Here is a 22567-nt window from a genome sequence, read left to right on the forward strand (position 1 = left end):
ATGGAATTCGTGTTGTCGTCGATCATTCGGCCGCTCCATCGAGGTCGACGCGGCGTTCGAGCACACCTCGCGCGACGTCGAGCAGGGGCCGTTCCGCGGCGAAAGCGAATGCTCGCAAGCGGAGGAATGCCTCATCGAGTGATATACCCAGTTGAGCTGCGATCATTCCGGTCGCGACGTTGACATCCCGGTGCGTGGTGGCCAGTGGATCGGTACCGGGCTCGCGCAGGGCGAAGTCCTCGATGAGGGTGTAGCTGATCAGGTCCGCCAGCAGCTTGGCATCGTTTTCCGCGACCATCGACAGGTCGCCCGGTTGCCGCCGGTACAGATCCAGGGATCCGATGCGGATACCGCCGATCCGCAACGGCAGCGCGATCACCGCGCCGGCGCCCAGGCGCGCGGCCTCGTGCGCGAGAATCGGCCACCGTTCGAATGCCGCGACCCCCGTCACCACCCGTACCGTGGTGCCGGTGGTGAAGGCGGTCGGCCCCGGGCCCTCGCCGACCACGATCTGCGCGTCCTCCATCCGCTCGGCGAACGAATCGCTGAAGCCCACCAGGTCGACCAGGGTGCCCGCGCCGTACAGCACGAGTGCGGCGGAATCGACACCGTCGAGCACCTCGCAACAGGCCACACAGACTCGATGGCCCCAGTCCTGGGCACTGCGCGGCCGGCCGATCGCGGCCACGGCCGCGTGCAGTCGGCCCCCGGATCGTTCGTTCACTGGCCCTACTCTGCTCTGGGACGGCACGCCTGCGCTGCCGAATCGACGGTTCCGGGACTTCGCGTCATCGCCCGGGACAGCTCATCGGGTCGACACACCGCCGTCGATTCGCGGCCGAACGACGATGGGCGCGAAGTTACCGTCGTTGGTCGAGAGTCCTCGAACAGTTGCCGGCTCGAGGTGTTCGGAGGGCTCTGTCCCGACACTAGCCTTCCCGCCCGGACCGCGGTCCACAGGGCACCACGGCCCGGATGCGCGGGCGGAGTTCCCGATCGCGACGCGGGATCGTCGCGAGCCGGGCTCGCGCGCTATGCGTCCGACGTCGTCGTGGCGGCGGCGAGTTCGGCGACGGCCGCGACGAGGTGATGCCGGACCTCGGCGGCGATCGGGCTCAACTCCTGGTCCGCGAGCGCCTGTGCCCAGACCGTCGGGTCGGCGGCCGCGACGACGATCCCCGCGGGGCGTTCCCGCACGACGACCGGATGCGGAATCATCACGCCCGCACAGTCGTCCGTGTCGTAGGCCTGTACCAGCGCGCTCGGCCGGCAGATCTCGAGGACGGTGTGGCGGGCGGGGTGCGGCGCGCGGCCGTCGGGGAGCGCGGCGAGTGGATCGATCTCGGACAGGATCGTGAAGCCGTTGTGCCGCAGTGCCTCTCGTGCCCGCCGCAGCGCGGTCGCGAAGTCCTTTCCGGCCTCCGCGACGAGGACGGGGATGGGAGCCACCGGCAGCCGGATCTCGGTGACCAGCAGGCGCGGATCGCTGACCTCGTCGGGACCGATGAGGTAGACCTCGGTCGGCGGGCCGGCGGCGCGATATCCGTTGTGGTTCGTCCACTCCGCGAGGCTGCGGTAGGCGTCGCCCAGCCCTCGGTAACTGCCGCGGTGGCAGGCTCGCGCAACCAGGAATCCGGCGCGTACCACCACCTCCGCACCCGACTGCATACTCAGGGCGGGGGCCGGCTCGACCGGTACACCGAAGTCGACGATGGTCGCCGCGCCGGGCCGGTCGGTCTCGGCGTAGGTGATGGTGGGCGGTCCGCTCGCGGTGAGCCCGGCGCGGGTGACGGCCGTGGCCAGCTCCTGCATTCCCGCCGCGACGTCCTCACCGGGGCGATCGGCCCTGACCGCGCGCGGCAGTCTCAGCAACGCCTGCGGCGGTACCTCGCACACATCCACCTGGTATCTCATCGGTCGTCCTCGTCTCGTCGCTGTCTCGACAATGCCCACATCGGCGCGGATGTGCGAGAGGCGAAGGACCCGCAACGGCGGGACGAACGAGTCCGGCTTGGTGCGGTGCGGCGGCGGACGTAGGTTGTCGCCCGGATCGACTTTCGGCCCTAGGGTTCGCGCGCCGGTGGCCGGATCATCGGAGCAACACGGTGTCAGGAGGCCGCCATGACCGATGCCACGAATGTCGGGCCCGAGCGCAGGATCGTCGTGGCGGTAGACGGCTCGGCCACGGCGCTGCAGGCGGTGCGGTGGGCGGCGATCGAATGCGCATTACGCGACTGCCCACTCGAGATTCTGTTGTCCTCGGCGTCCGCGCCGCGAACCGGGCTGAGCGCGATGGAGATCGTCGGCGGCCGGGAATGGCTGCGATGGAACGGCGAGCGGGTGTTGTCGGAAGCGGCGGCGATGGCCGGACACGTCGCCGGCGATATCGCGGTGACCACGGAACTGACAGCCGATCCCGTCGTCCCGGCACTGCTGCGGCGGTCCGAGCGGGCGCCGATGATCGTCGCGGGCAGTCACGGCCGGGGCGCGTTGGGGCGAGCGCTGCTGGGCTCGGTCAGCAGCGCGATCACCCGTAAGGCCCACTGCCCGGTCGCGATCGTGCACCGCGACAGCGTGATCGGCGTGGAGCGCGACGAGCGTCCCGTCGCGGTGGGGGTGAACGACGAGACCGCGCCGATCGACCGGGCCTTCGACGAGGCGTCGGTGCGCGGGGTGGCGCTGATGGCGCTCCGGGCCTGCGACGAGGTGGTCGGGGCGTTCGCCCTGGCCGGCGAACTCGGCCGGGTGCGGGCCGATGAAACACGCGCGCTCGCAGCGCATCTGGCGCCCTGGACGCGCAGATATCCGCAGGTGCCGGTGGAGACGACGGTGGCGTTCGACAGCCCGGCACATGTCCTGCTCGGCCATGCCGATGCCGCCCAGCTGCTGGTGGTGGGACGGCACGGCTGGGACGGATCGGCCGGTATCGCTCGATCGACCCGGGCGGCACTGCTGCATCGAGCGCTGTGCCCGACCCTGATCGTGCCCGAACCGCGAGGCCGGCGCTGAGGACGTGGATCAGGACCGAGCGGGCCGCATCGCGGTCAGCTGCCACCACGGTGTCGCGCCGGGGTCGCGGCGGTCCATCCATGTCCGCAGATCACGGCGGCGCAGGCCCGGCACGACTCGATAGCCGATCGACCCCGGGACGCTGACCAGGGCCAGGACCCGATACAGGGCGCGCGCGTAGGCTTGCGCTGCGCCCGGCCCGTCCCACTCGTAGAGACCGCGGTAGGCGCCGTGTTCGTCATGCGTCAGCCACAGTTTGGAGCTCAGTCCCGGGAATCCGGCGAAGAGCAGGGTGTTGAGCACACTCGCCCGGCGGAACCAGGCATGTCCGCGACCGTGGACACCCCGCAGTTCGAAGGTCACCACGAGCAGGCACGGGTCTCGGGACACGGGGCGATCGATCACCGTTTCCCGGAAGACGCGGGCCGAGGTTCCGTCGGCGAAATCCAGTCGCAGCCCCTGGTTCTCGGTAGGCAGGTGGACGCGACGCGCGACCAGCAGACCGAGGGTCGTGACAAGACAGCGTGCGACCGCTGCCATCGCCGGAGCGGGTGGCAGCGGTGTCGGGACGCTCGTTGCCGTCATCGGCTCACCCCGGGACCGCGACGCGCCGATCGCCACGTCGTTCGGCGCGTTCTTTGATGCCGCGCAACATCTTTCGCTCCATCACCAGACTTCCCGGTTCCATGACGAAGATGTCGAACAGCCGAAGAAGTGCCGAGGCGTGCGGAGTGGCGATGCGATTGCGGCTGACCAGCCGCGTTCCGCCCGGGCACGGGAACAGCCCGAACGACCACACCCAGTTGCCGTCCTCGGTGCGGAACACCAGCGCTCGTCCGGGGTCGAGAACCGCCACGCGGGCAGGGGTGCTGTCGGAGTTGATCGTCACGGTGTCGCCCACCGCGAGGTCCTGGTATCGCGGCAGGATCGTCTCGGCGCTGTGCACGTCGATGCCCAGTAGCCGGTCGATGCGGTCGTAGCTGTAGATTCCGCCGCGGCCGGGCCCGAACTGCAGCAGCCACGGCCATATCGCATCCGCGTCGGTCTCGATGGTGATCGCCCGGGTCGCGAGCAGGTCCGGCCGCGGCAGCAACTCGTCCCCGGCCATCGGCCGCCGGACCTCCTCCTCCGTCGCACCCCAGGTGAGGCACCACCTGCGGGCGAGGAGCCGATACGTGGCGGCCAGCGCGCCGAGGATCGTCAGGGTGGCGGCCACCGCGGCGCCGGCGCGGTGGGCGATACGGCCGTCAGGAGTAGTCACGATCGCTTGGACCTCTGCCGGGGCGGACCACCATGACGGGACAGTTCGCGTGCTGGACAAGGGAATTGGAGACGCTGCCCAGCAGCAGACCGCGGAAGCCGCCCCGGCCGTGACTGCCGACCACGATCAACTGGGCGATATCACTCCACTGTCGCAGATGCGGGCCGGGGTCGGCGATCGTGATGTGCCGGCGCACCCGGACGTCGGGATACTTCTCCTGCCAGCCGGCCAGTCGCTCGGCCAGGATCGCTTCCTCGTTCACCTCGATCTCCGAGGTCGGGAACCAGGTGTACGGATCGCCGGCGAAGGAACCGAATGTCAGGTCGCTCCAGGCGTGCACGGCCACCAGTTCGGCATCACGCTCGGAGGCTTCCTCGAAGGCCGTCGCCACCGCGGCCTCGCTCACCGGGCCGCCGTCGATGCCGACCACCACCGGCCCGCTGCTGCGCGGACCGTCCGGTGCGCCGGAGTCGGCACGCACCACCACGATCGGCCCCTCGGCGCGAGCGGCGACCGACAGCGCGACAGAGCCGAGGTGCCCGGTGAAACCGCCGGTGCCATGCGGGCCGACCGCCGTCAAGTAGGCGGTCGCGCTGTGGCGCGCCAACATTCGGGCCGGATGTTCGGACGAGATCTCGGTGGACACCCGCAGCTCCGGCAGCGTTTCGCGCACGGCGAGCGCCTCGCGGGCGGCTACTTCGAGACCGTGGGCGCGCACCCGCTGCAGTACCGCGGGCTCGGAAATGTCGTAGCAGTTGAACACCCGCCGCGCGCTGTCGAGGTCGAGACCGTACGCGATACACAGTTCACGCTCGCGGTCCAACGCGACCCGGGCCGCCCACAGTAGAGCGGCGCGCGCGGCGTCGGAGCCGTCGACACCGACCACCACCGGCGCCGAGGTCAACCGGCGCGGGATGTCCCAGAACTGCCCGGTCATCGTGCATTCCTTCCGCCTGGAGCGATTGTCCGGTTCGACCGGCGCTCAGGACTCGATCTCCGCGGTTCGGATGTGCAGCCCGAGCGCGGCGACGCCGACGCCGAGGAGCAGGTATACCGGCTGCAGCCAGCTCAAGGTGTGCACGACGGCCATCTGGCCGAGCACCCAGCAGATGAGCAATGTGCCGCTGGCCACCGCGACGGTCGCGGCGCGGCGGTCGCCGACCAGCACACTGCCGGCGGTGACCGCCATCGGAATTCCGACCACCAGCGCGAGTATCACCGCACCCGCCACCAGGCTGTGCCATCCGAGGGTGCGCGCGAGGTCATCGCCCCCGGCGGACCGCCGCGTGATCAGTACGACCGAGCCGGCGAACGCGCAGGCCGCGACCGCACCCGCGGTCCCCGCCAAGAGCGCGCGCCAGGACCAGGCGCTGTCTCCGCGAACGATTCCTGCCATACCGCGACCCTTCCGGATCGGGTGCCGGCGCCGGAAGGGCCTTTGGTCCCGCAGTGCCCTCATCTCGGCCCGTCTCGTGCGGCCCGGTCCCGACCACTGTCCGAAGACTCGGCTTCGAAGTGACTTTCGGCCATGCTCCGCGAGCCCCGCGCGCGCGATGCTGAGGTGCGAAGCCGCACGAGCCGAAGGGACAGCGACTGTGAGTACCGTCGCGAACCAACCCGATCACGACACTCTGATGACAGTGGTGGCGCTCGCGGTGCTCGCGCCCTCGGTACACAACAGCCAGCCCTGGCTGTGGCGGATCGGCGACGAGACCGTCCAACTCTACGCGGATCCCGATCGGCAGCTGTGCCACACCGACCCCGACCAGCGCGACCTCGTCGTGAGTTGTGGTGCGGCACTGCATCATCTGCAGGTGGCGGCCGCCGCGCTGGGCTGGGCGACGGTGGTGCACCGGCTGCCGAATCCGGTGGAGCCGAATCACCTGGCAGCGGTGCAGTTCCGCCCGGCCCCGCCGACGGCGAAGGCGGTGCGGCTGGCGCGCGCGATCATCGATCGCCGCTCCGATCGCCGCCGCTACACCTCGTGGGACGTGCCGGGTATCCACGTCGACGCGCTGGTGGACGCCGGCGCCACCCGCGGTGTGCTGGTTCGTGACATCGGTCCCGAGACCGGGCGCGTCCACCTGTCGCGGGCGTTCGCCCGTGCCGCCGCGATCCACGCCGCCGATGCCGGATATCGCGCCGAGCTGGCCCGCTGGAGCGGCCATCACGCGGTCGCGGACGGGATACCGGCCCGCAACGCCGTCGTCACGGCCGGGCCGCGCGCTCGGCCGTTCGCCGACCCGCGGCTGCCCGAGGCGATCGTCGGCGACGCGGACGGCGCCGATCGCATGCTGATCCTGTACACCGCCGGTGACGAACGCATCAGCTGGTTGCGCTCCGGCGAGGCGACCAGCGCGATCCTGTTGGCCGCGACCGTCTTCGGGCTGGCGACCTGCCCGCTCAGCGATCCGCTCGAGGTGCCCGAGGTCCGGCGTGAACTGCGTACGGAGCTGCTCCAGGACAGCGGATTTCCGCAGATGATCATCCGGACCGGATGGGCCGCAACGAATTCGGGGCCGCTGCCGGCGACCCCGCGCCGGCCCCTGGACGAGGTCGTGGCGTCGTGGTGAGGAGGTGGCTGGGATGACGCGATACCCCTCGCCGGTGGTTCGCCTGTGGCGCAGCGGTCCGTGGACCACGAATCCGCTGATGCGGATCTCGGATCGGGTGGAGGCCGTGATTCGCATGCTGGCCGTGCTGGTCGTGCTGGCCGCGGTGCCGGTGTCCGCGGCGATGGGGACCGCTCACTACACCGACGCCGCCGCGCAGATCAGGGCCGACAACGCCGCGAAGACCCGGGTCACGGCGATCATCGTCGACGATCCGATCCGGACGACGACCACGGCGACGGAGCTGTCCGCGCAGCGCACCGACGCCACCGTGCGGTGGACCCACGACGGCCGCTCCGGCACCGCCACCGCACCCGTCGCCGATGCCGCCCGCCGCGGCGAACAGACGACGATCTGGCTCGGTCCCGACGGCCGGATGACCACCGCGCCACTGCCCGGTGATACCGCCGCGGTGCGCGGCATCGGGCTCGGCGTGGCGAGTTTCGCCGAGATCACCGGGCTGGCGGTGACAGTGGTCGCGGCCACGGCGTGGTTGTTCGAGGCTCGCCGCCGCGCCGCGCTGGCACGGGAATGGCGAACGATAAGCCGCCCCATCGGAACTCAGTGAGAACTCGATCCGTGAGGAGAACGTCATGACCGACCGCGCAGTACCGCAGCGCCGTGTCGACGCGCCGATCATCGCGGCGGTCGACGGCTCGGCGGTCGGCTACCACGCTGCCGCGTGGGCGGCCGCCGATGCCGCGCTGCACGATCGCCGCCTGCACCTGGTCACCTCCATCGGTGTCGCCGACGGGCTCGGTCTGGCACCCATTCAGACCGAGGACGATATGAGCTGGTCGCATCTCGACGGTGAACGAACCCTCGTCGAGGCGACCAGGATCGCCCGCGCCGCCACCGGTGAGCAGCCGCCGGTGATCACGACCGAGGTCACCACCGACACGATCATCGGGCATCTGATTCAGGCGTCGGAACAGGCGTACGCGATCGTGGTGGGCAGCCGTGGCCTGGGCGCCTTCCGCCGCAGCCTGCTCGGCTCGGTCTCCTCGGCGATCACCCGTCATGCGAAATGCCCTGTCACCGTGGTGCATTCGACGTCGGCGATCGACGCGGTGAGTGCGGTCGAGCCGGTTCTCGTCGGCGTCGACGGCACCGGCAACAGCGTTCCGGCGCTCGAGGTCGCGTTCGAGGAGGCGTCGCGGCGCAACGTCGGATTGGTGGTATTGCATGCCTGGAGTGACCTCAGCACGGCGCTGGATCCGGCGATCGTCGGCTGGGATGCCGTCGAACAGTCCGAAGACGCCGTTCTCGCGGAAAGTCTCGCCGGTTACGCCGAACGCTATCCGGAGGTGAAGGTCACCCGGAAGCTGATGCTCGACCGGCCGGTGCGGTCGCTGCTCGAAGCGTCCGAACACGCCCAGCTGGTGGTGGTCGGCAGCCACGGCCGCGGCGGTTTCACCGGCATGCTGCTCGGCTCCACCAGCGCGGCCCTGCTCCAGTCGGTGGAATGTCCGATCACCATCGTGCGGCAGCCGGCCGACGCCGAGTGACGCGGTGATCAGCTCAGGGGCACCGACCAGTTCAGGCGAGTGCCGCGGTGATCGGCCTCGCCGTCGGCCGCGGATCTCGCTTCGACGGAGAATCGGCCGCCGAGCGATTGCGCCCGCTGCTCGAGGTTGGTCAATCCGCTGGGCGTGATGCCGGCGCCGATGCCGCAGCCGTTGTCGGAGACCGTGATGCCGAGGTCGTCGTCGACGGAGATGTCGACCTCGATGGTCGTGGCGTGGGCGTGCCGGACGGCGTTGCTGACCCCCTCGCGCACGACGGCCTCCGCATGATCGGCCAGTTGCGCGCTGATCACCGACAACGGACCCGTCACCCGCAATCTGGTCCGGATCCCGCTGTCACCGCATTGCTGGCGGATCGCCTCGTCCAGACGCTGGCGCAACCGGGTGCTGGTCCCGCCGTGGAGATCGAAGATGGACGTGCGGATCTCCTGAACCACATCCTGCAGGCCGTCGATCGCGTCGATCAGCCGGGTCCGTACCTCGGGCACGCGGGTGCGCGGCACCGCGCCCTGCAGGGACAGGCCGATCGCGAACAACCGCTGTATGACGTGATCGTGCAGGTCACGGGCGATCCGGTCGCGGTCGGTGAGCACGTCCAGTTCACGCAGCCGCTGGTAGGTGGCGGCCAGCTGCATGGCCAGCGCCGCCTGATCGGAGAACGCCGCCGCCAATCCCAGCATCTCGTCGTCGTAGGGAGCCGCGTCCTTGGACCGCACCGTGATGAGGATGCCCTGCGGCGCGTCGCGGGTGTGCAGGGGAATCAGCAGAACCGGCCCCCCGGTGGGAAACAACTCGGCGAACTCCAGTTCGGCCACGTTGTCGAAACGCTGGGGCAGGCGATCGGAGAAGGCCTTGCCGATCGTTCCGACCACCGCGAGGCGACCATCCGTATCGTCGATGCGCGCGCCGGAGTACTGGGTGATGGTCAGTTCGGTGATCTCGGGGGCCGGTATATCGGGGTCGTCGACCGTGGCCAGCAGCACCCGTTCCGACTCGGTCAGCACTCGGGCGTGGTCGACCAGATGGCCCAGTACCTGGTCCGGGTCGGTGGCGGCGAGGAACTCGGTGGTCAGATCGCGGGTGGCCTCGATCCACACCTGCCGGTTGCGGGCCGCCTGGTACAGGCGGGCGTTCTCGATCGCGATGCCGGCCGCGGCGGCGAGTGCCTGCACGATCAGTTCGTCGTCCTCGGTGAAGGGCTGTCCGCCGGCCTTCTCGGTGAGGTAGAGGTTGCCGAAGGTCTCGTTGCGGATGTGTACGGGCACGCCGAGGAAGGTCCGCATCGGCGGGTGATGCGGCGGGAAGCCGACCGAGGACGGGTGCGCGGCGAGATCCTCGAGCCGGATGGGCGCGGGCTGGGTGAACAACATCCCCAGCACGCCGTGGCCCTCGGGGAGATCGCCGATGAGTTCGCGGGTCGGCTCATCGATGCCCTCGTAGATGAATTGCGTCAGGTGCTCGTCGTGGCCGCGCACTCCCAGCGCCCCGTACCGGGCATCGACCAGATTGATCGCGGCGTGCACGATCGCGCGTAATGTCTCGGCGAGATCCAATCCGGCTGTGACCGAGAGCATGGCCTCGACCAGACCGTCCATCCGGTCTCGGGAATCCATGATCTCGTCGACGCGATCGCGGACCTCGGACAGCAACTCACGCAGTCGCAACTGCTGCAACGTACCGCGTACGGAGTACGGACCGGATCGCTGTTCCTCGGCCATGTCGTCAGTCCTGTATTCGATGTCGACTGGGCGAAACGAAGTTGTTTGCGCTGTGTCGAAAGAGTACCGCTGTCGACTCGGACCGCGAAGGATGCGGGGTTACGGAGACGTGATGGTGGTCGTGGGCTGGGGAAGTCGCAGGACATGGGCGATAGTGGCGGTCCATTCGGTGATCGACGGCCAGTCCCGCAGATCTCCGTATCGGCCGCCGCAGAGCAACCGGAACACGACCCCTGCTCGCCACGAGACATCCACATGCTCGAAGCGTCCGGCGAAGGCCTTGTAGTCCACCGCCTGCACCGCATCACGCAGGGCGGCGATCTTCGGTGGCACGACGCGGCCGATCCGGCGGCCGATCGGGCCGCGCAGCGCCGGGCCCAGGCCGACGGTGAACAACCAGACGTCGCGGTCGGTGAGCTCGCGGCGGTGGGCGCGCGTGAAGGCTGTCATCTCGGGGAGCACATCGACGTTGTGGACGGCGCTGCCGAGGATCACGGCATCGAATCGGGAGAGCTCGGGCGCGTGCTCGGCGTCGGCGACCTCGACCTGTGCGCCGCGGTGGGCCAGATCCGCCCCGATGCATTCGGCGATCGCCTTGGTCGACCCCTGCGCTGTGGCGAATACGACCGCGATGCGAGGAGTTTCGTGATTCATATCATGAGCCTGCGCCGCGGTGCGGGCCATGGCGAGAGCCATCGTTCCCGACGCGGTATGGACCAACGTCCCTCAGCTCAGGGTGAGGACCTCGTCGACGTGGCGCCGAGGTGTGGGAGGCGGTTGCGGTTCGCCGGGCGGGGCGGTGCCGACCCGCACGAGGACCTGCGGGAAGTCGTGACCGGGCAGCAGTGCGGCCAGCGCCCGGCGGCCCGCCGGCACCTCGGTGAGGTGGGTGACCGGGCAGGTGCCCAGTCCCGCGGCCGTGCATTCCAGGAGTACCGCCGACAAGGCCTCGCCGGTGTGCAACCAGCTGCTCGGCGATTCGTCGGGGGAGCTCAGGGCCAGGAGCCGGGCCCGATCGATGCGCCCGGGCCGGCGCTCCGAATGCGGCGCCGACGGGAACAGGCGCGCGATGTCGACGCGGGCCAATTCGGCGTCGGAGATCAGGCCACCCGGCGGGACGCCTTCCGTGGTTCCGGAATGTCCTGCCCACCAGTGCAATTCGTCCTGATACATCCAGTCGTCGCGGCGTGCCGCCGAAGCGTTGTCCGATACCGCGGCCACTCGGGCACGAATATCGCCGGCGAGGGCGTCGCAACCGAGTCCGTGGGGGGAGACGAGTTGTTGCAGTTTCGGCACGAGCGTGGCCCAGTCCCGCGGTTCGCCCATCGGCAGCCGATCGGTGTACCGCCGGCTGATCGCGGCCGCGCGGCCCGCGATTCCCGCCGGTGGGTCGGGCCAGGGCCGGAAGTCGATGAACGCCAGGTAGCCCGGGTGCGAGGGGTCGGGGAGCCGCACCGTGTCGGTATGCCAGCGCCGGGCGGCGAAGACGGTCCTGGCGTGGTGCAGCACCGTGCCGCAACTGATCACCTGTTCACGGCCGTGCGGATCGGCGGCCGGCAGGACCCGATCGGGATCGGTGAACAGGTGTAGTCGTTCGCCGTCGAAACGCCATCGCCACGGCTGGGTGTTGTGGACCGAGGGCGCTCGCTGTGCGAGCCGGAGCACGGCGGTGACCATCGCCTCATCCGGCCTGTCCAAGGCCTTCGAATGAGCTGTCGTGGTCATACGAGAAGTCTCACAGCGGTTTCCGGGTGTCGATACGGGCGTTGTCCCTCGGCGCGCAGGGCCGATGGTCACCCCGGGCGTGTCAGTCCGAGTTGTGCTCGGTATGCATGCGGGTGGCGTAGACGGCCGCCTGGGTGCGGCGCTGCATACCGAGTTTGGCCAGCAGTCGCGAGACGTAGTTCTTGACCGTCTTCTCCGCCAGGAACATGCGTTCGGCGATCTGCCGGTTGGTCAGGCCCTCGCCCAGCAGATCGAGGAGCTTGCGTTCCTGGTCGGTGAGCGTGGCCAGCGGTCCCTCGGGCTCGGTGCCGTGCCGGAGCTGTTCCATGAGCGCGGCCGCGGCACGGTTGTCCAGCAGTGATTTTCCGGAGCCGACGTCCTTGACCGCCTTCGCGAGTTCCATACCCTTGATGTCCTTGACCACGTATCCGCTGGCCCCGGCGAGGATCGCGTCCAGCATGGCGTGCTCATCGGTGAACGAGGTGAGGATCAGGCACCGCAGCCCGTCGAGTCTGGACAGCAGTTCGCGGCACAGTTCTATGCCGTTGCCGTCGGGCAGGCGGACATCGAGCACCGCGACATCGGGGCGCAGCGCGGGAATCCGGGCCAGTGCCTGGGACACCGAGCCCGCCTCACCGACGACGGACAGGTCCGGATCGCCGTCGAGCAGGTCGCTCAGGCCGCGCCGGACGATCTCGTGGTCGTCGACCAGGAACACCTTGATCATGGTGGGTGTCCAATCGGGAGTAACGACGATGGTGCTCTCACCATAATCACCCGGTCGCCGCCACGTCATGGACCAAAGTCCTTTCCTGACGGTGAGATCAGTGGGCGCCGTAGCCACTCGGCTCGACCCCGGTGGCCGAATCGGTGGCGCCGAGCAGCCGGACACCGGTCACGATCGCGGGCTCGATGGCCACGACCGTGTCCATACTCGCGGCCACCCACGGCCGCAATCGGTGCTCGTACCACGCGATCCGGGCGGGTTCGGTGACGGCGCGGGCGAGTCCGGTCACCACGACCGACCACCCGGTGTGGGTGACCGGATCGATATCGTCGGCTTCGTAGGCGACGACCACCTGTGGGTCGGCCCGGATCGACGAGGTCAGCCGAGAGGTCAGCCGGGTGCGCACGACGATGTTCCCGTCCGTGTCGACCAGGTGATTCACCGGGCGGATCGCCGGCAGCGCGTCGCGGGTGAAGACGATACGCCCGTAGCCGATTCCGGTGAGCAGGCGCATCGCTTCCAGGCGATCGAGCGCGATCACCAGGTTGGGTGCGCCGTCGGCGGCGGGGTCCGGCGAGGTCACAGCAGCAGTACCTTTCGAGGCGAGGGGTACGGTCATCACAGCGCACCATCGGCGCGGGCGTGGCGGCTAGAGCCGAAGGTCCACCGCGCCAGGGATTCCGGTGATCACCGCCGGGAGGTCATGAACCCGTAATGTCCGTCGTAGCGGTGGTACAGCACGCAGCCGCGGTCGAGATCCCGGTCGCGGTAGAACAGGAACGGCAATCCGCTCAGCGACAGGCGCACCAGTGCTTGCTCGCGGTCCCATCGCGGTGCCGGTCGCGGGTCGACGGTGATCTGCCGGGGGTCCGTGTGAACAGCAACCGGTCGACGGTCCAGCCGGATGAGCCGATATCCGTCGTGCCCGGTGCGGTACAGCACGCTGTCGGTCTCGGCGCCCGTCTCGCGGAACAACTCGAAGGTGTAGTCCATCAACGTCATATCGACCGCGGCCTCGGCAGGCGTGCGCTCGATCAGGTGAAAACATTTGGTGCGCACTACCTTTCGTTCTCGAACCGGTCGCAGGAACAGCAATGTGGCAGCCTGGGGCTCGCAGTGGCTCCAGGGTGCGGGGCGCGGCGCGGGCAGGGTGTGTAGCCGGGCGCGGGCGCGGGCCTGCAGCGCGTCCACCGCCTCCCGCGCCGTCGCGCCCGTCACCTGGATCCGGACCATCCTGGAGGTGACGATGTCGGCCTGTGCGACGAAGGCATGCGAGACCGCGGTGTCGTGATGGTCGGCCAATCGCACGCGAATCGACCTGATCGGAAACGGGCACCGCTGGGCCGCCGCGCGGATACGTTGTCGCGCGTACTCGGCGAACATGGCCGGAATCCGGGGGTCGGTCCGGATGTCGACCGCGGGGACGATGATCGGAGAGGGGATGTCGCCCGGCCTGTCGCGGGGGCCCGGGCACGGGTCGGCGGGGACGGTGGATCCGAGTGTCATTGTCACGCTCCTCGGCGTCGATACCACCCGAAGGAGTCGACCGTCACCAGGGTCGAAGGTCCCGAATGATCACCACGATGCCGACCGGGCCCCCGCCGCGGCCGCGCGTGCGCGGCCGGCGCGGCCGGTCCGTGGTGAGATGGACCGGGAATACCCGTCGATCGAGGATCCTCGGTACCGCGGCCGCCGCGACGGGCCGGCCGACGGGCCGGTCAACGTGCAGGAGTTGCGATGGTTCAGGAGCCGGAGTTCCGTTCGCTGTATCGTCACGGGTTCGCCCGGGTGGGTGTCGCGGTGCCGGCGGTCCGGGTGGCGGATCCGGCCTACAACGCGGAGCAGACGGTGCTGCTGGCCCGGCGGGCGGCCGCCGATTCCGTTGTGCTGACGGTATTTCCGGAACTGGGCCTGTCCAGCTACACCGCCGACGACCTGTTCCACCAGGACGCGCTGGACGACGCCGTATCGGCGGCGGTAGCCCGGGTGATCGCCGACAGCGCGGAGATCGACACCGTCATGGTGGTGGGCGCACCGCTGCGGGTGCGGGATCGGTTGTTCAACTGTGCCCTGGTCGTCGACCGGGGGCGGGTACTGGGCGTGGTGCCCAAGAGCTATCTGCCGAACTTCCAGGAGTTCTACGAGAAGCGGCAGTTCGCCGCCGCTCGCGACGCCGTCGACGATCACATCACCGTGGCCGGGCAGCGCGTGCCCTTCGGTGCCGATCTGCTGTTCGAGGCAACCGATCTGCCCGGCTTCGTGGCGGGCGTGGAAATCTGCCAGGACGCGTGGGTTCCTTTGCCACCCAATGTATTCGCCGCCCTGGCGGGCGCCACCGTGCTGGTGAATCTGTCGGCCAGCAATATCGTGGTCGGCAAGGCGGATTATCGCCGGGAGCTGTGCGTGTCGACGTCGGCGCGCAATGTCGCGGCCTACCTCTACACCGCGGCGGGACACGGGGAATCCACGACGGATATGGCGTGGGACGGGCAAGCCCTGATCTGTGAGAACGGCAATCTACTGGCCGAGAGCGAGCGGTTCGGCCCCGATCCGCAGCTGATCACCGCCGATGTGGATCTGCGGCGCCTGGCCGCGGACCGGCTGCGCATGGGCAGCTTCACCGACAACGCGCACGACCACCACGATCGGGTGACACGGTTCCGCCGGATCGAGTTCGCCGCGCCGATCCCGGGCGGGGCGCCGGCACTGCGCCGCGACATAGCGCGTTTCCCCTATGTCCCGGCCGATCCGGCCGTGCGGAACCAGCGATGTGCGGAGGTCCATCACATCCAGGTGGCGGGCCTGGCGACCCGGCTGGCCGCGACCGGATCGCGGCATCTGGTGATCGGTGTCTCCGGTGGGCTCGATTCGACTCTCGCGCTGATCGTCGCGGCCCAGACCATGGACCGGCTCGGGCTGCCGCGGTCGAATGTGCTCGCCTACACCATGCCGGGTTTCGCTACCGGCAGCCGCACCCTGGACAACGCGCGCCGGTTGATGGCGGCGGTCGGCGCCACGGCCGGTGAGATCGACATCCGGCCGTCGGCGGAGCAGATGCTGCGCGATCTCGGCCATCCGGCCGCGCGGGGTGCGGCCGTCTACGACATCACCTACGAGAACGTGCAGGCCGGTGAACGCACGTCCCATCTGTTCCGGCTCGCGAATATGCACGGCGGGCTCGTCGTGGGCACCGGTGATCTGAGCGAACTGGCCCTCGGCTGGTGCACCTTCGGCGTCGGCGACCATATGGCGCACTACAGCGTGAATGCCTCGGTGCCCAAGACGCTGATCAAATATTTGATCGCGTGGACCGCCGATCGGGGAGATCTGGGCCCGGACGCGAGCACGGTGCTGCGGTCGGTCCTCGATACCGAGATCTCCCCGGAACTGGTTCCGGGCGAGGCGATCCAGAGTTCGGAGGCCACGGTCGGTCCCTACGAACTGCAGGACTTCCACCTCTACTACCTGCTGCGGTACGGATTCCTCCCCAGCCGCATCGCCTATCTGGCCCACCACGCCTGGGCGGATCGCACGCGCGGCGCGTGGCCGGACCTGATCCCGGCCGACCAGCGACACGAATACGACCTCGCGACCATCAAACACTGGCTCGCGGAATTCCTCCGCCGGTTCGTCCAGACCAGTCAGTTCAAACGATCCACCCTGCCCAATGCGCCCAAGGTCGGCTCCGGTGGCTCGCTGTCGCCGCGTGGAGACTGGCGCGCGCCCAGCGATGCCTCGGCGGCCGCCTGGCTGGACGAACTCATCCGCAACGTTCCGGACTGAGCCGATGGCGGCGCCGGGTACCGGTGCCGCCGGGGCGCCCACTGAGGACTTTCGGCCGCATCGCGTGCGGGGTCGTCGTCGCTACGGTGACTACAAGGCCGCATTCTGCGCCGTGCCGTCACTTCGGAAGGGGATCCGGACATGACATCGAACGCATCTCCCGACACGCGTCACCTCGCCTCGGCCCCGGTCGTGGTCGGCGTGGACAGATCCGCGGCCGCGAATACCGCGGTGGACTGGGCCGCTGGAATGGCCGCGCAGCGGGGACGGGAACTACACATCGTGCACGCGCTGGATCTGCGCCGGATCCAGCGCGGCTTCGGTATGCCCGGCACACCCGTGGCCGCCGTGGTGGCGGCCGCCCGGCAACAGGGCGAGATGCTGGTCGAACGGGCCGCGCAGCGAGTGCGGGCGGTGCTGCCCGGATTGCGGATATCGACCGAGGTGGCCGAATCCGATCCCACGACCGTGCTGGTCGGTGCGAGCGCCACGGCCTACGCGGTGGTGCTGGCGGCCGACGGCCTCAGTCGGCTGCCCGGCCATTTCGGGTCGACGGTGGCGGCCGTCAGCGCGAACGCGCCGGGTCCGGTGCTGGTGGTACGGACCGATCCGCGCGCGGCGGATGGTGTCCACAGCGAGGGGCCGGTGGTGGTCGGGGTGGACGGCAGTTCGATCAGTGAGGAGGCCGTCGGGGCCGCGTTCGAGGAAGCAGCCGAACGTGAGGCCGAGCTGGTCGCCGTGCACGTGTGTCACGACGTCTACAACGGTGAGTTCGCCGATGAGCCGCACCTGCTGTTCTCGGTGCCGGAGATCGAGGTGCGAGAGCGGGCATTGCTCGCCGAACGGCTGGCGGGCCTGCAGGAGAAGTATCCGGACGTGCCGGTGACCCGCCGGGTGAGTCTCGCCGATCCCGTTGCGGTGCTGCTGGATTCGTCGAAGACGGCACAGTTGCTGGTCGTCGGCAGCAGGGGGCGCGGTGGGGTGCGGGCGTTGCTCGGCTCGACCTCGCGCTCCCTCGTCCAGCACGCCTGGTGTCCGGTGATGGTGGTGCATCCCCAGCACAATTGATACACCGAAATCTGTATTATTAGACCTGTGGAAGCTCTCCTGCATCGCGACGCCCTGTCCCGGTTCGGACATGCACTGTCCGATCCGACCCGGACCGACGTGCTGTTGAGCTTGCGAACGGGGCCGGGATATCCGTCCGAGTTGGCCGACAGGATCGGGGTCTCCCGGCAGATTCTGTCCAATCACCTTGCCTGCCTGCGTGGTTGCGGTCTGGTGGTGGCCGTGCCGGAGGGGCGCCGCAACCGCTACGAACTCGCCGATGCGCGCATCGCGGCCGCCCTGACCGATCTGCTCGGTCTGGTACTGGCCGTCGATCCGGCCTGCTGCCCGGTCGCCGACGCGGACGGGTGCTGCTGATGACGACCCCACCGGACATTCCCGTGGTGGGTCCCGGCCCGCGTGCGACCGGGATGCCGGCGGCACGCCGGGCGACGCTCATGCGCCGGATCCGCTGGTTCGTCGCGGCGACGATCTCCTACAACGTGGTCGAGGCGGTTGTCGCGCTCACCGAGGGCGGCCGCGCCTCCTCGACCGCGTTGATCGGGTTCGGACTCGACTCGGTGATCGAGGTGTCCTCGGCGGCTGCGGTCGCCTGGCAGTTCGCCGGCCGGGATCCGCAACGACGGGAGAAGGCCGCGCTCCGCGTCATCGCGCTGTCCTTCTTCGCGCTGGCGGTGTACGTCACCGTGGAGTCGGTGCGCGGTCTGCTCGGCGCCGCCGACGCTCGTCACTCGGCGGTCGGGATCGCTCTGGCCGCGACCAGTCTGGTGGTCATGCCGATGCTCTCGTACGCCCAGCGCCGCGCCGGTCGCGAACTCGGCTCGGCCTCCGCGGTCGCCGACTCCGCGCAAACCCTGCTGTGTACCTATCTGTCCGCGGTGCTGCTGATCGGACTGCTGCTCAACAGCCTGTTCGGGTGGTCGTGGGCGGATCCGGTCGCCGGCCTGGTCATCGCCGCGATCGCGGTGAAGGAGGGCGTCGATGCCCGGCGCGGTGAGACCTGTTGTCCCGCACCGGTCGTGCGTGACGGTGCTCCATCCGAGGGGCACGACTGCGCCTGCTGTGACTGAGTGGTCGCTGCCGGCGGCGCGTTCGTCCGATACCGTGCAGATGTCGGGCATCGAACAGAAACGCGGGTGATGGCGATGGCGAAGATCGTGTTGTTCGGGGCGACCGGATACACCGGCCGGCTCACCGCCGAGGCCCTGCTCGCCGGTGGTGCCGCACCGGTGCTGGCCGCGCGCAACGCCGGCGCGCTGGCGACACTGGCCGCCGATCTGGGTGGCGCCGAGACCGCGGTCGCCGATGTCGGCGATCCGGATTCGGTGCGCAGGCTGCTCGGTGGCGGTGATGTGCTGGTGACGACGGTGGGACCGTTCCTGCGATACGGCGGTCCGGCGCTGGCCGCCGCGCTCGGAGCGGGCGCGCACTACGTCGACTCGACCGGCGAGGGGCCGTTCATTCGCGATGTCTTCGATCGTGACGCCGAGGCCCGCGCGGCGGGCGTGGCGCTGCTGCCGGCCTTCGGATTCGATTACGTGCCGGGCAATCTGGCCGCCGCCAAGGCCTTGCGGGCGGCGCCGGACGCCGCCGGAGCGGATATCGGTTACTTCATCGCCGGCCCGGGCACCAGCGGCGGCACCCGGGCATCCATGGCGGGCATGCTGTTCGAACGCGGTTTCGCGCTGCGGAACGGAGACGTCGTGCCGCAGCGTTCCGGTACGCGGGTCCGGACTTTCGATGTGCGCGGCCGGGTGCGCACCGGGGTGTCGATTCCGGGTTCGGAACACCTGATCCTGCATCGATCCCACCCGAATCTGCGTGCTGCCGATGTCTTCCTGGGTCTGCCGCCGGGAGCCGCGCGCGGGCTGCAGCTCACCTCACTCATCACCGATCTCACCGCACGGGTGACGCCGGTGCGGCGGCTGGCCGAGGCGGCACTGGGCAGCGTCGTCAAGGGATCGACGGGCGGTCCCGGCGCGACCGACCGGGCGCGCACCCGCACCTGGGCGGTCGCCGAGGTGCGCGACGGCGCCGGGCGCGTGCTGGCCTCGGAAACCCTCGCCGGAGGCGATCCCTACGACTTCACCGCCGCGATCCTCGCCTGGGGTGCGCGGACCGCGCTGTCGGGAGGTCTGCGCGACACCGGCGCACTCGGTCCCGTCGAAGCCTTCGGTCTGGACGCGGTGTCCGCGGCCGCGGCCGACGCCGGGTTGCGGTAGCGGTCGTATCCGGGACCGGTGGGCCGGCGCTCAGCCCGTTGGGTCCGGATGCGCCATCGCCGTGCCGTGCTCGCGCAGTGCGCCGACGATGGCGGTCAACACCCGGTGGGTGGCCTCGAGATCGGCGTTGGGCAGATCGGCCAGCGCGGTGCGGGTCCGCGCGCCGATCGGGGCGAAGAATCCCGCGGCCACGTCCATCCCGTGGCCGCTGTAGCGCAGCAGGACGCGGCGCTTGTCGCTCGCGTCGGCTTCCCGCACGATATGGCCCGACTCGATCATCCGTTCCACGAGGTAGGTGATGGCGGCGGGGGAGACGCCCAGCAGCGTGCGCAGTTGCCCGGCGGTGAGCGGGCTGCCTTCCGCGTCCGCGGTCGCGATATGAGTGAGGGCGCGGAAGTCGTTGGGCCGCAGTTTGTTCGAGTGGGCGAAGAAATGCGAGATCTGGTCGGAGACGGCGCTGAGTGCCCGGATGTCGCGGGCGATGGTCCTTTCGAGCCCCTCGCGTTCGCGGCTGGGGTTCGCCGCTCCGGTCGAGCGCTCGGCCACGGTCGTCTCCTTTCTCCGGTGTGCTCAGCGTAGTCGGCGGTGGCGGTCACCGTTGCGCATTAGTTAAGTATCTGAAATAGTTTGCTCGTGGGACTGTGGAACCGATATGCGCGAGTCGTGGCGGGTCGCAGGGGCTGGCTCGTGCTGCTGGCCGTGGTGGTCGCCGCCGTCGCTATCCTCGGCCTCTCCGGCGGGAACGAGTCGAGCGGCACGGCGCCGAAATCGTTGCCGGACAACGCCGAAGCCGCCCGCGTGCAGCAGCTGCTGCCTGGCTTTCCCGGCGGAGACTCCGCCGCCGCGGTGCTGATCGTCACCCGGGCCGACGGCGCCGATCTGACCGCCGCGGACCACGCCGCGGCCGATGCGGCCCTCACGCGAATGCGTGGTGACGCCCCCGGTGCCGGTGTGGTGGTGGCGCCGGACCGGCGTGCCGCGCTCGGGCAGGTCCCGGTGTCCGCGCAGCTCAACGGCTTCGCGCTGACCGACCGGATCGACCAATTGCGTGCCGCGGCGCGCAGCGGCGCACCGGCCGAGCTGAGATTGCGGGTCACCGGTGGTCCGGCCTTCGGGGCCGATATCGCCGATTCCTTCTCCGGCGCGAATACGCTGCTGCTCGCGGTCACGGCCGCCGTGGTGATGGTGCTGCTGATCGCCACGTATCGGTCTCCGGTGCTGTGGCTGGTTCCGCTGTCGGTGGTGGCGGTCGCCGACCGGGTCGCCGCCTCGGTCGGCAACCTCCTGGCGCAGGCGAGCGGGCTGACCTTCGACGGCTCGACTTCGGGGATCACCAGCGTGCTGGTATTCGGCGCCGGGACGAACTACGCACTGCTGCTGGTATCGCGGTATCGCGATGAGCTGCACCGGACCGAGGATCATCGGGAGGCGCTGCGCATCGCGGTGCGCCGGGCCGGTCCCGCGGTGCTGGCCAGTAATCTGACCGTGGTCCTGGCCTTGCTGACATTGCTGCTGGCCCTGCTGCCCAACACCCGGGCGCTGGGCGCCTTCGGTGCGGCGGGCCTGTTGATCGCGGCGATCTTCGTGCTGACGGCGCTGCCGCCGGCCCTGGCCCTGTGTGGCCGAAAGGTGTTCTGGCCCTTCGTGCCCCGCCCCGACGGCCGGGACGCGGCGCGATCCGGTGCCTGGTACACGCTCGCCGAGCGGGTGGTCCGGCGTCCGGCGGCGGTCGTGGCCGGGACGCTCGTCGTCCTGGCGGCGTGTGCCGCCGCGCTCCCGTTCGCTCATGTCGGACTCGCGCAATCGGAGCAATTCCGGGTGCGGGCGGAATCGGTCGACGGGCTGCGCGCGCTCGGCGAGCACTTCTCCTCCGGCGCGAGCGATCCCGCGATCGTGGTGGCGAGAACGGAGGCCGCGCCCCGAGTGCAGGCGGTCCTCGATCGAACCCCGGGGGTGGTGCGGGCGACGCCGGGCGGGGTGTCGGCGAGCGGATCGACGCGCTGGTCGGTGGTGTTCGACGCGCCACCGGCTTCGGCGGCGGCCTTCGCCACCGTGGCGCGTCTGCGTGCGGGACTGGCCGAGGTGCCGGACGCGCAGGCCCTGGTGGGCGGATCGGATGCGGTCGCATCCGACACCCGTGACGCGGCCCGGCGCGATCAGCTGCTGATCATCCCGCTGATCCTGGCGGTGGTGTTGATCGTGCTGCTGGTGCTGCTGCGGGCGGTGCCGGCCGCGCTGGTGCTGGTCGGGGTCACCGTGTTGAGCGCGCTGGCCGCGCTGGGCATCGGAAGTCTGCTCAGCGCACACCTTTTCGGGTTCCCGGCGCTGGACACCAACGTGCCGCTGTTCGCATTCCTGTTCCTCGTCGCGCTGGGGGTGGACTACACGATCTTCCTGGTCACCCGTGCTCGTGAGGAAACCCCCGGCCACGGGGTGACCGGCGGCATCGTGCGTGCGGTGGCCTCCACCGGCGGTGTCATCACCAGCGCGGGCGTCGTCCTGGCCGCGGTGTTCGCCGTGCTCGGCGTCCTGCCGCTGATCACCCTGACCCAGCTGGGCATCGTGGTCGGCCTCGGCATTCTGCTCGATACCTTCGTGGTCCGCACCGTCGTCATTCCGGCGCTTTTCGCCCTCATCGGCCGGCCGATCTGGTGGCCGGGACGCTGGATGCGGGAGGCGGCGCCGGATGCGCGGGAGGGATCCGAACCGTCGCGCGCCAGGTGACTCCGCGGGCGCGATTCGGCGCCGGTGAGTTCCGGCGCCGAATCCCGCTGCGCCGCAACCAACTACTATCTGTGTACGTAGAACGTATATAGTTGCGGCTGGACCGCGCCGGATTCGATGCCCCGGCGTGGTCCGCAACTCCGTCCGCGTGCCGGGCCGCTGGGCCGGCGCCGGGATTCCCGCCGTTCGAAT

The 22567-nt window shown here is 69.8% G+C and carries 23 protein-coding genes; 10 read left to right on the forward strand and 13 right to left on the reverse strand.

Translation table 11 applies throughout. The features are described from left to right. Positions 1–22 precede the first annotated feature (22 nt). Positions 23–724, reverse strand: coding sequence for an ANTAR domain-containing protein (locus tag LKD76_RS32155; RefSeq protein ID WP_227981350.1), 702 nt, complete (start codon positions 722–724; stop codon positions 23–25). Positions 725–1032: 308 nt separating this feature from the next. After that, positions 1033–1914 (reverse strand): DUF302 domain-containing protein, encoded by an 882-nt coding sequence (locus LKD76_RS12710; RefSeq protein ID WP_227981352.1) that lies wholly within the window; start codon positions 1912–1914, stop codon positions 1033–1035. Between the two features lie 207 nt (positions 1915–2121). Here LKD76_RS12710 and LKD76_RS12715 point away from each other — a divergent pair, with 207 nt between their 5' ends. Beyond that, positions 2122–3009 carry a universal stress protein gene (locus LKD76_RS12715; RefSeq protein ID WP_227981354.1) on the forward strand — a complete coding sequence of 296 codons (888 nt, stop codon included), beginning with the start codon at positions 2122–2124 and terminating at the stop codon, positions 3007–3009. Between the two features lie 9 nt (positions 3010–3018). Here LKD76_RS12715 and LKD76_RS12720 read toward each other — a convergent pair whose 3' ends face one another. The 4 genes from LKD76_RS12720 to LKD76_RS12735 are packed head-to-tail and all read right to left on the reverse strand — an operon-like array spanning position 3019 to position 5666. Next, a complete protein-coding gene (locus LKD76_RS12720; protein WP_227981356.1) occupies positions 3019–3594 on the reverse strand; it encodes a hypothetical protein in 576 nt (191 codons plus the stop codon). Positions 3595–3598: 4 nt separating this feature from the next. Then, on the reverse strand, positions 3599–4270 hold the full coding sequence (locus LKD76_RS12725; protein WP_227981357.1) for an SRPBCC family protein: 672 nt from the start codon (positions 4268–4270) through the stop codon (positions 3599–3601). Next, complete coding sequence (locus tag LKD76_RS12730) at positions 4257–5207, reverse strand: universal stress protein (protein ID WP_227981359.1); 951 nt, start codon at positions 5205–5207, stop codon at positions 4257–4259. Before LKD76_RS12730 ends, LKD76_RS12725 begins: the two co-directional genes overlap by 14 nt. 45 nt (positions 5208–5252) lie before the next feature. Beyond that, complete coding sequence (locus LKD76_RS12735; protein WP_227981360.1) at positions 5253–5666, reverse strand: hypothetical protein; 414 nt, start codon at positions 5664–5666, stop codon at positions 5253–5255. A 199-nt stretch (positions 5667–5865) separates the two neighbouring features. On the opposite strand from LKD76_RS12735, the gene LKD76_RS12740 reads away from it, so the two are divergent. The 3 genes from LKD76_RS12740 to LKD76_RS12750 are packed head-to-tail and all read left to right on the forward strand — an operon-like array spanning position 5866 to position 8390. Continuing rightward, positions 5866–6843 carry an Acg family FMN-binding oxidoreductase gene (locus LKD76_RS12740; protein ID WP_227981361.1) on the forward strand — a complete coding sequence of 326 codons (978 nt, stop codon included), beginning with the start codon at positions 5866–5868 and terminating at the stop codon, positions 6841–6843. A gap of 13 nt (positions 6844–6856) precedes the next feature. Then, a complete protein-coding gene (locus tag LKD76_RS12745; RefSeq protein WP_227981362.1) occupies positions 6857–7450 on the forward strand; it encodes an Rv1733c family protein in 594 nt (197 codons plus the stop codon). A 25-nt stretch (positions 7451–7475) separates the two neighbouring features. Beyond that, a complete protein-coding gene (locus LKD76_RS12750; RefSeq protein ID WP_227981363.1) occupies positions 7476–8390 on the forward strand; it encodes a universal stress protein in 915 nt (304 codons plus the stop codon). Between the two features lie 8 nt (positions 8391–8398). Here LKD76_RS12750 and LKD76_RS12755 read toward each other — a convergent pair whose 3' ends face one another. From LKD76_RS12755 to LKD76_RS12780, 6 genes are all read right to left on the reverse strand, one after another. Beyond that, complete coding sequence (locus LKD76_RS12755) at positions 8399–10126, reverse strand: GAF domain-containing sensor histidine kinase (protein ID WP_227981365.1); 1728 nt, start codon at positions 10124–10126, stop codon at positions 8399–8401. Positions 10127–10225: 99 nt separating this feature from the next. After that, the gene (locus tag LKD76_RS12760) at positions 10226–10780 is read right to left on the reverse strand and encodes a flavodoxin domain-containing protein (protein WP_227981366.1); all 555 of its coding nucleotides are present in this window, start codon (positions 10778–10780) and stop codon (positions 10226–10228) included. 72 nt (positions 10781–10852) lie between these two features. Next, positions 10853–11851, reverse strand: coding sequence for an Acg family FMN-binding oxidoreductase (locus LKD76_RS12765; RefSeq protein ID WP_227981368.1), 999 nt, complete (start codon positions 11849–11851; stop codon positions 10853–10855). A gap of 82 nt (positions 11852–11933) precedes the next feature. Continuing rightward, complete coding sequence (locus LKD76_RS12770; protein ID WP_227985229.1) at positions 11934–12578, reverse strand: response regulator; 645 nt, start codon at positions 12576–12578, stop codon at positions 11934–11936. Between the two features lie 97 nt (positions 12579–12675). Further along, positions 12676–13161: a pyridoxamine 5'-phosphate oxidase family protein gene (locus LKD76_RS12775; RefSeq protein WP_308188524.1), complete on the reverse strand. Its 486-nt coding sequence runs from the start codon at positions 13159–13161 to the stop codon at positions 12676–12678. A gap of 104 nt (positions 13162–13265) precedes the next feature. Next, positions 13266–14084: a sigma 54 modulation/S30EA ribosomal C-terminal domain-containing protein gene (locus LKD76_RS12780; RefSeq protein ID WP_227981370.1), complete on the reverse strand. Its 819-nt coding sequence runs from the start codon at positions 14082–14084 to the stop codon at positions 13266–13268. A 231-nt stretch (positions 14085–14315) separates the two neighbouring features. On the opposite strand from LKD76_RS12780, the gene LKD76_RS12785 reads away from it, so the two are divergent. The 5 genes from LKD76_RS12785 to LKD76_RS12805 all read left to right on the forward strand — a co-directional run bounded on the left by LKD76_RS12785 (position 14316) and on the right by LKD76_RS12805 (position 19651). Then, positions 14316–16361, forward strand: coding sequence for an NAD(+) synthase (locus LKD76_RS12785; protein WP_227981372.1), 2046 nt, complete (start codon positions 14316–14318; stop codon positions 16359–16361). 141 nt (positions 16362–16502) lie between these two features. Further along, positions 16503–17429 (forward strand): universal stress protein, encoded by a 927-nt coding sequence (locus LKD76_RS12790; RefSeq protein ID WP_227981373.1) that lies wholly within the window; start codon positions 16503–16505, stop codon positions 17427–17429. Between the two features lie 27 nt (positions 17430–17456). After that, the gene (locus tag LKD76_RS12795) at positions 17457–17786 is read left to right on the forward strand and encodes an ArsR/SmtB family transcription factor (protein ID WP_227981375.1); all 330 of its coding nucleotides are present in this window, start codon (positions 17457–17459) and stop codon (positions 17784–17786) included. After that, positions 17786–18499 carry a cation efflux transmembrane domain-containing protein gene (locus tag LKD76_RS12800; protein WP_372465799.1) on the forward strand — a complete coding sequence of 238 codons (714 nt, stop codon included), beginning with the start codon at positions 17786–17788 and terminating at the stop codon, positions 18497–18499. The genes LKD76_RS12795 and LKD76_RS12800 overlap by 1 nt, the downstream gene beginning before the upstream one ends. Positions 18500–18574: 75 nt before the next feature. Beyond that, positions 18575–19651, forward strand: coding sequence for a saccharopine dehydrogenase family protein (locus LKD76_RS12805; protein WP_227981377.1), 1077 nt, complete (start codon positions 18575–18577; stop codon positions 19649–19651). Positions 19652–19681: 30 nt separating this feature from the next. Here LKD76_RS12805 and LKD76_RS12810 read toward each other — a convergent pair whose 3' ends face one another. After that, on the reverse strand, positions 19682–20197 hold the full coding sequence (locus LKD76_RS12810) for a MarR family winged helix-turn-helix transcriptional regulator (RefSeq protein WP_227981379.1): 516 nt from the start codon (positions 20195–20197) through the stop codon (positions 19682–19684). A 117-nt stretch (positions 20198–20314) separates the two neighbouring features. On the opposite strand from LKD76_RS12810, the gene LKD76_RS12815 reads away from it, so the two are divergent. Then, a complete protein-coding gene (locus LKD76_RS12815; RefSeq protein WP_227981380.1) occupies positions 20315–22375 on the forward strand; it encodes an MMPL family transporter in 2061 nt (686 codons plus the stop codon). The last annotated feature ends 192 nt before the right edge of the window (positions 22376–22567 follow it).

The organism is Nocardia spumae (assembly GCF_020733635.1).
GTDB classification, from domain to species: domain Bacteria; phylum Actinomycetota; class Actinomycetes; order Mycobacteriales; family Mycobacteriaceae; genus Nocardia; species Nocardia spumae.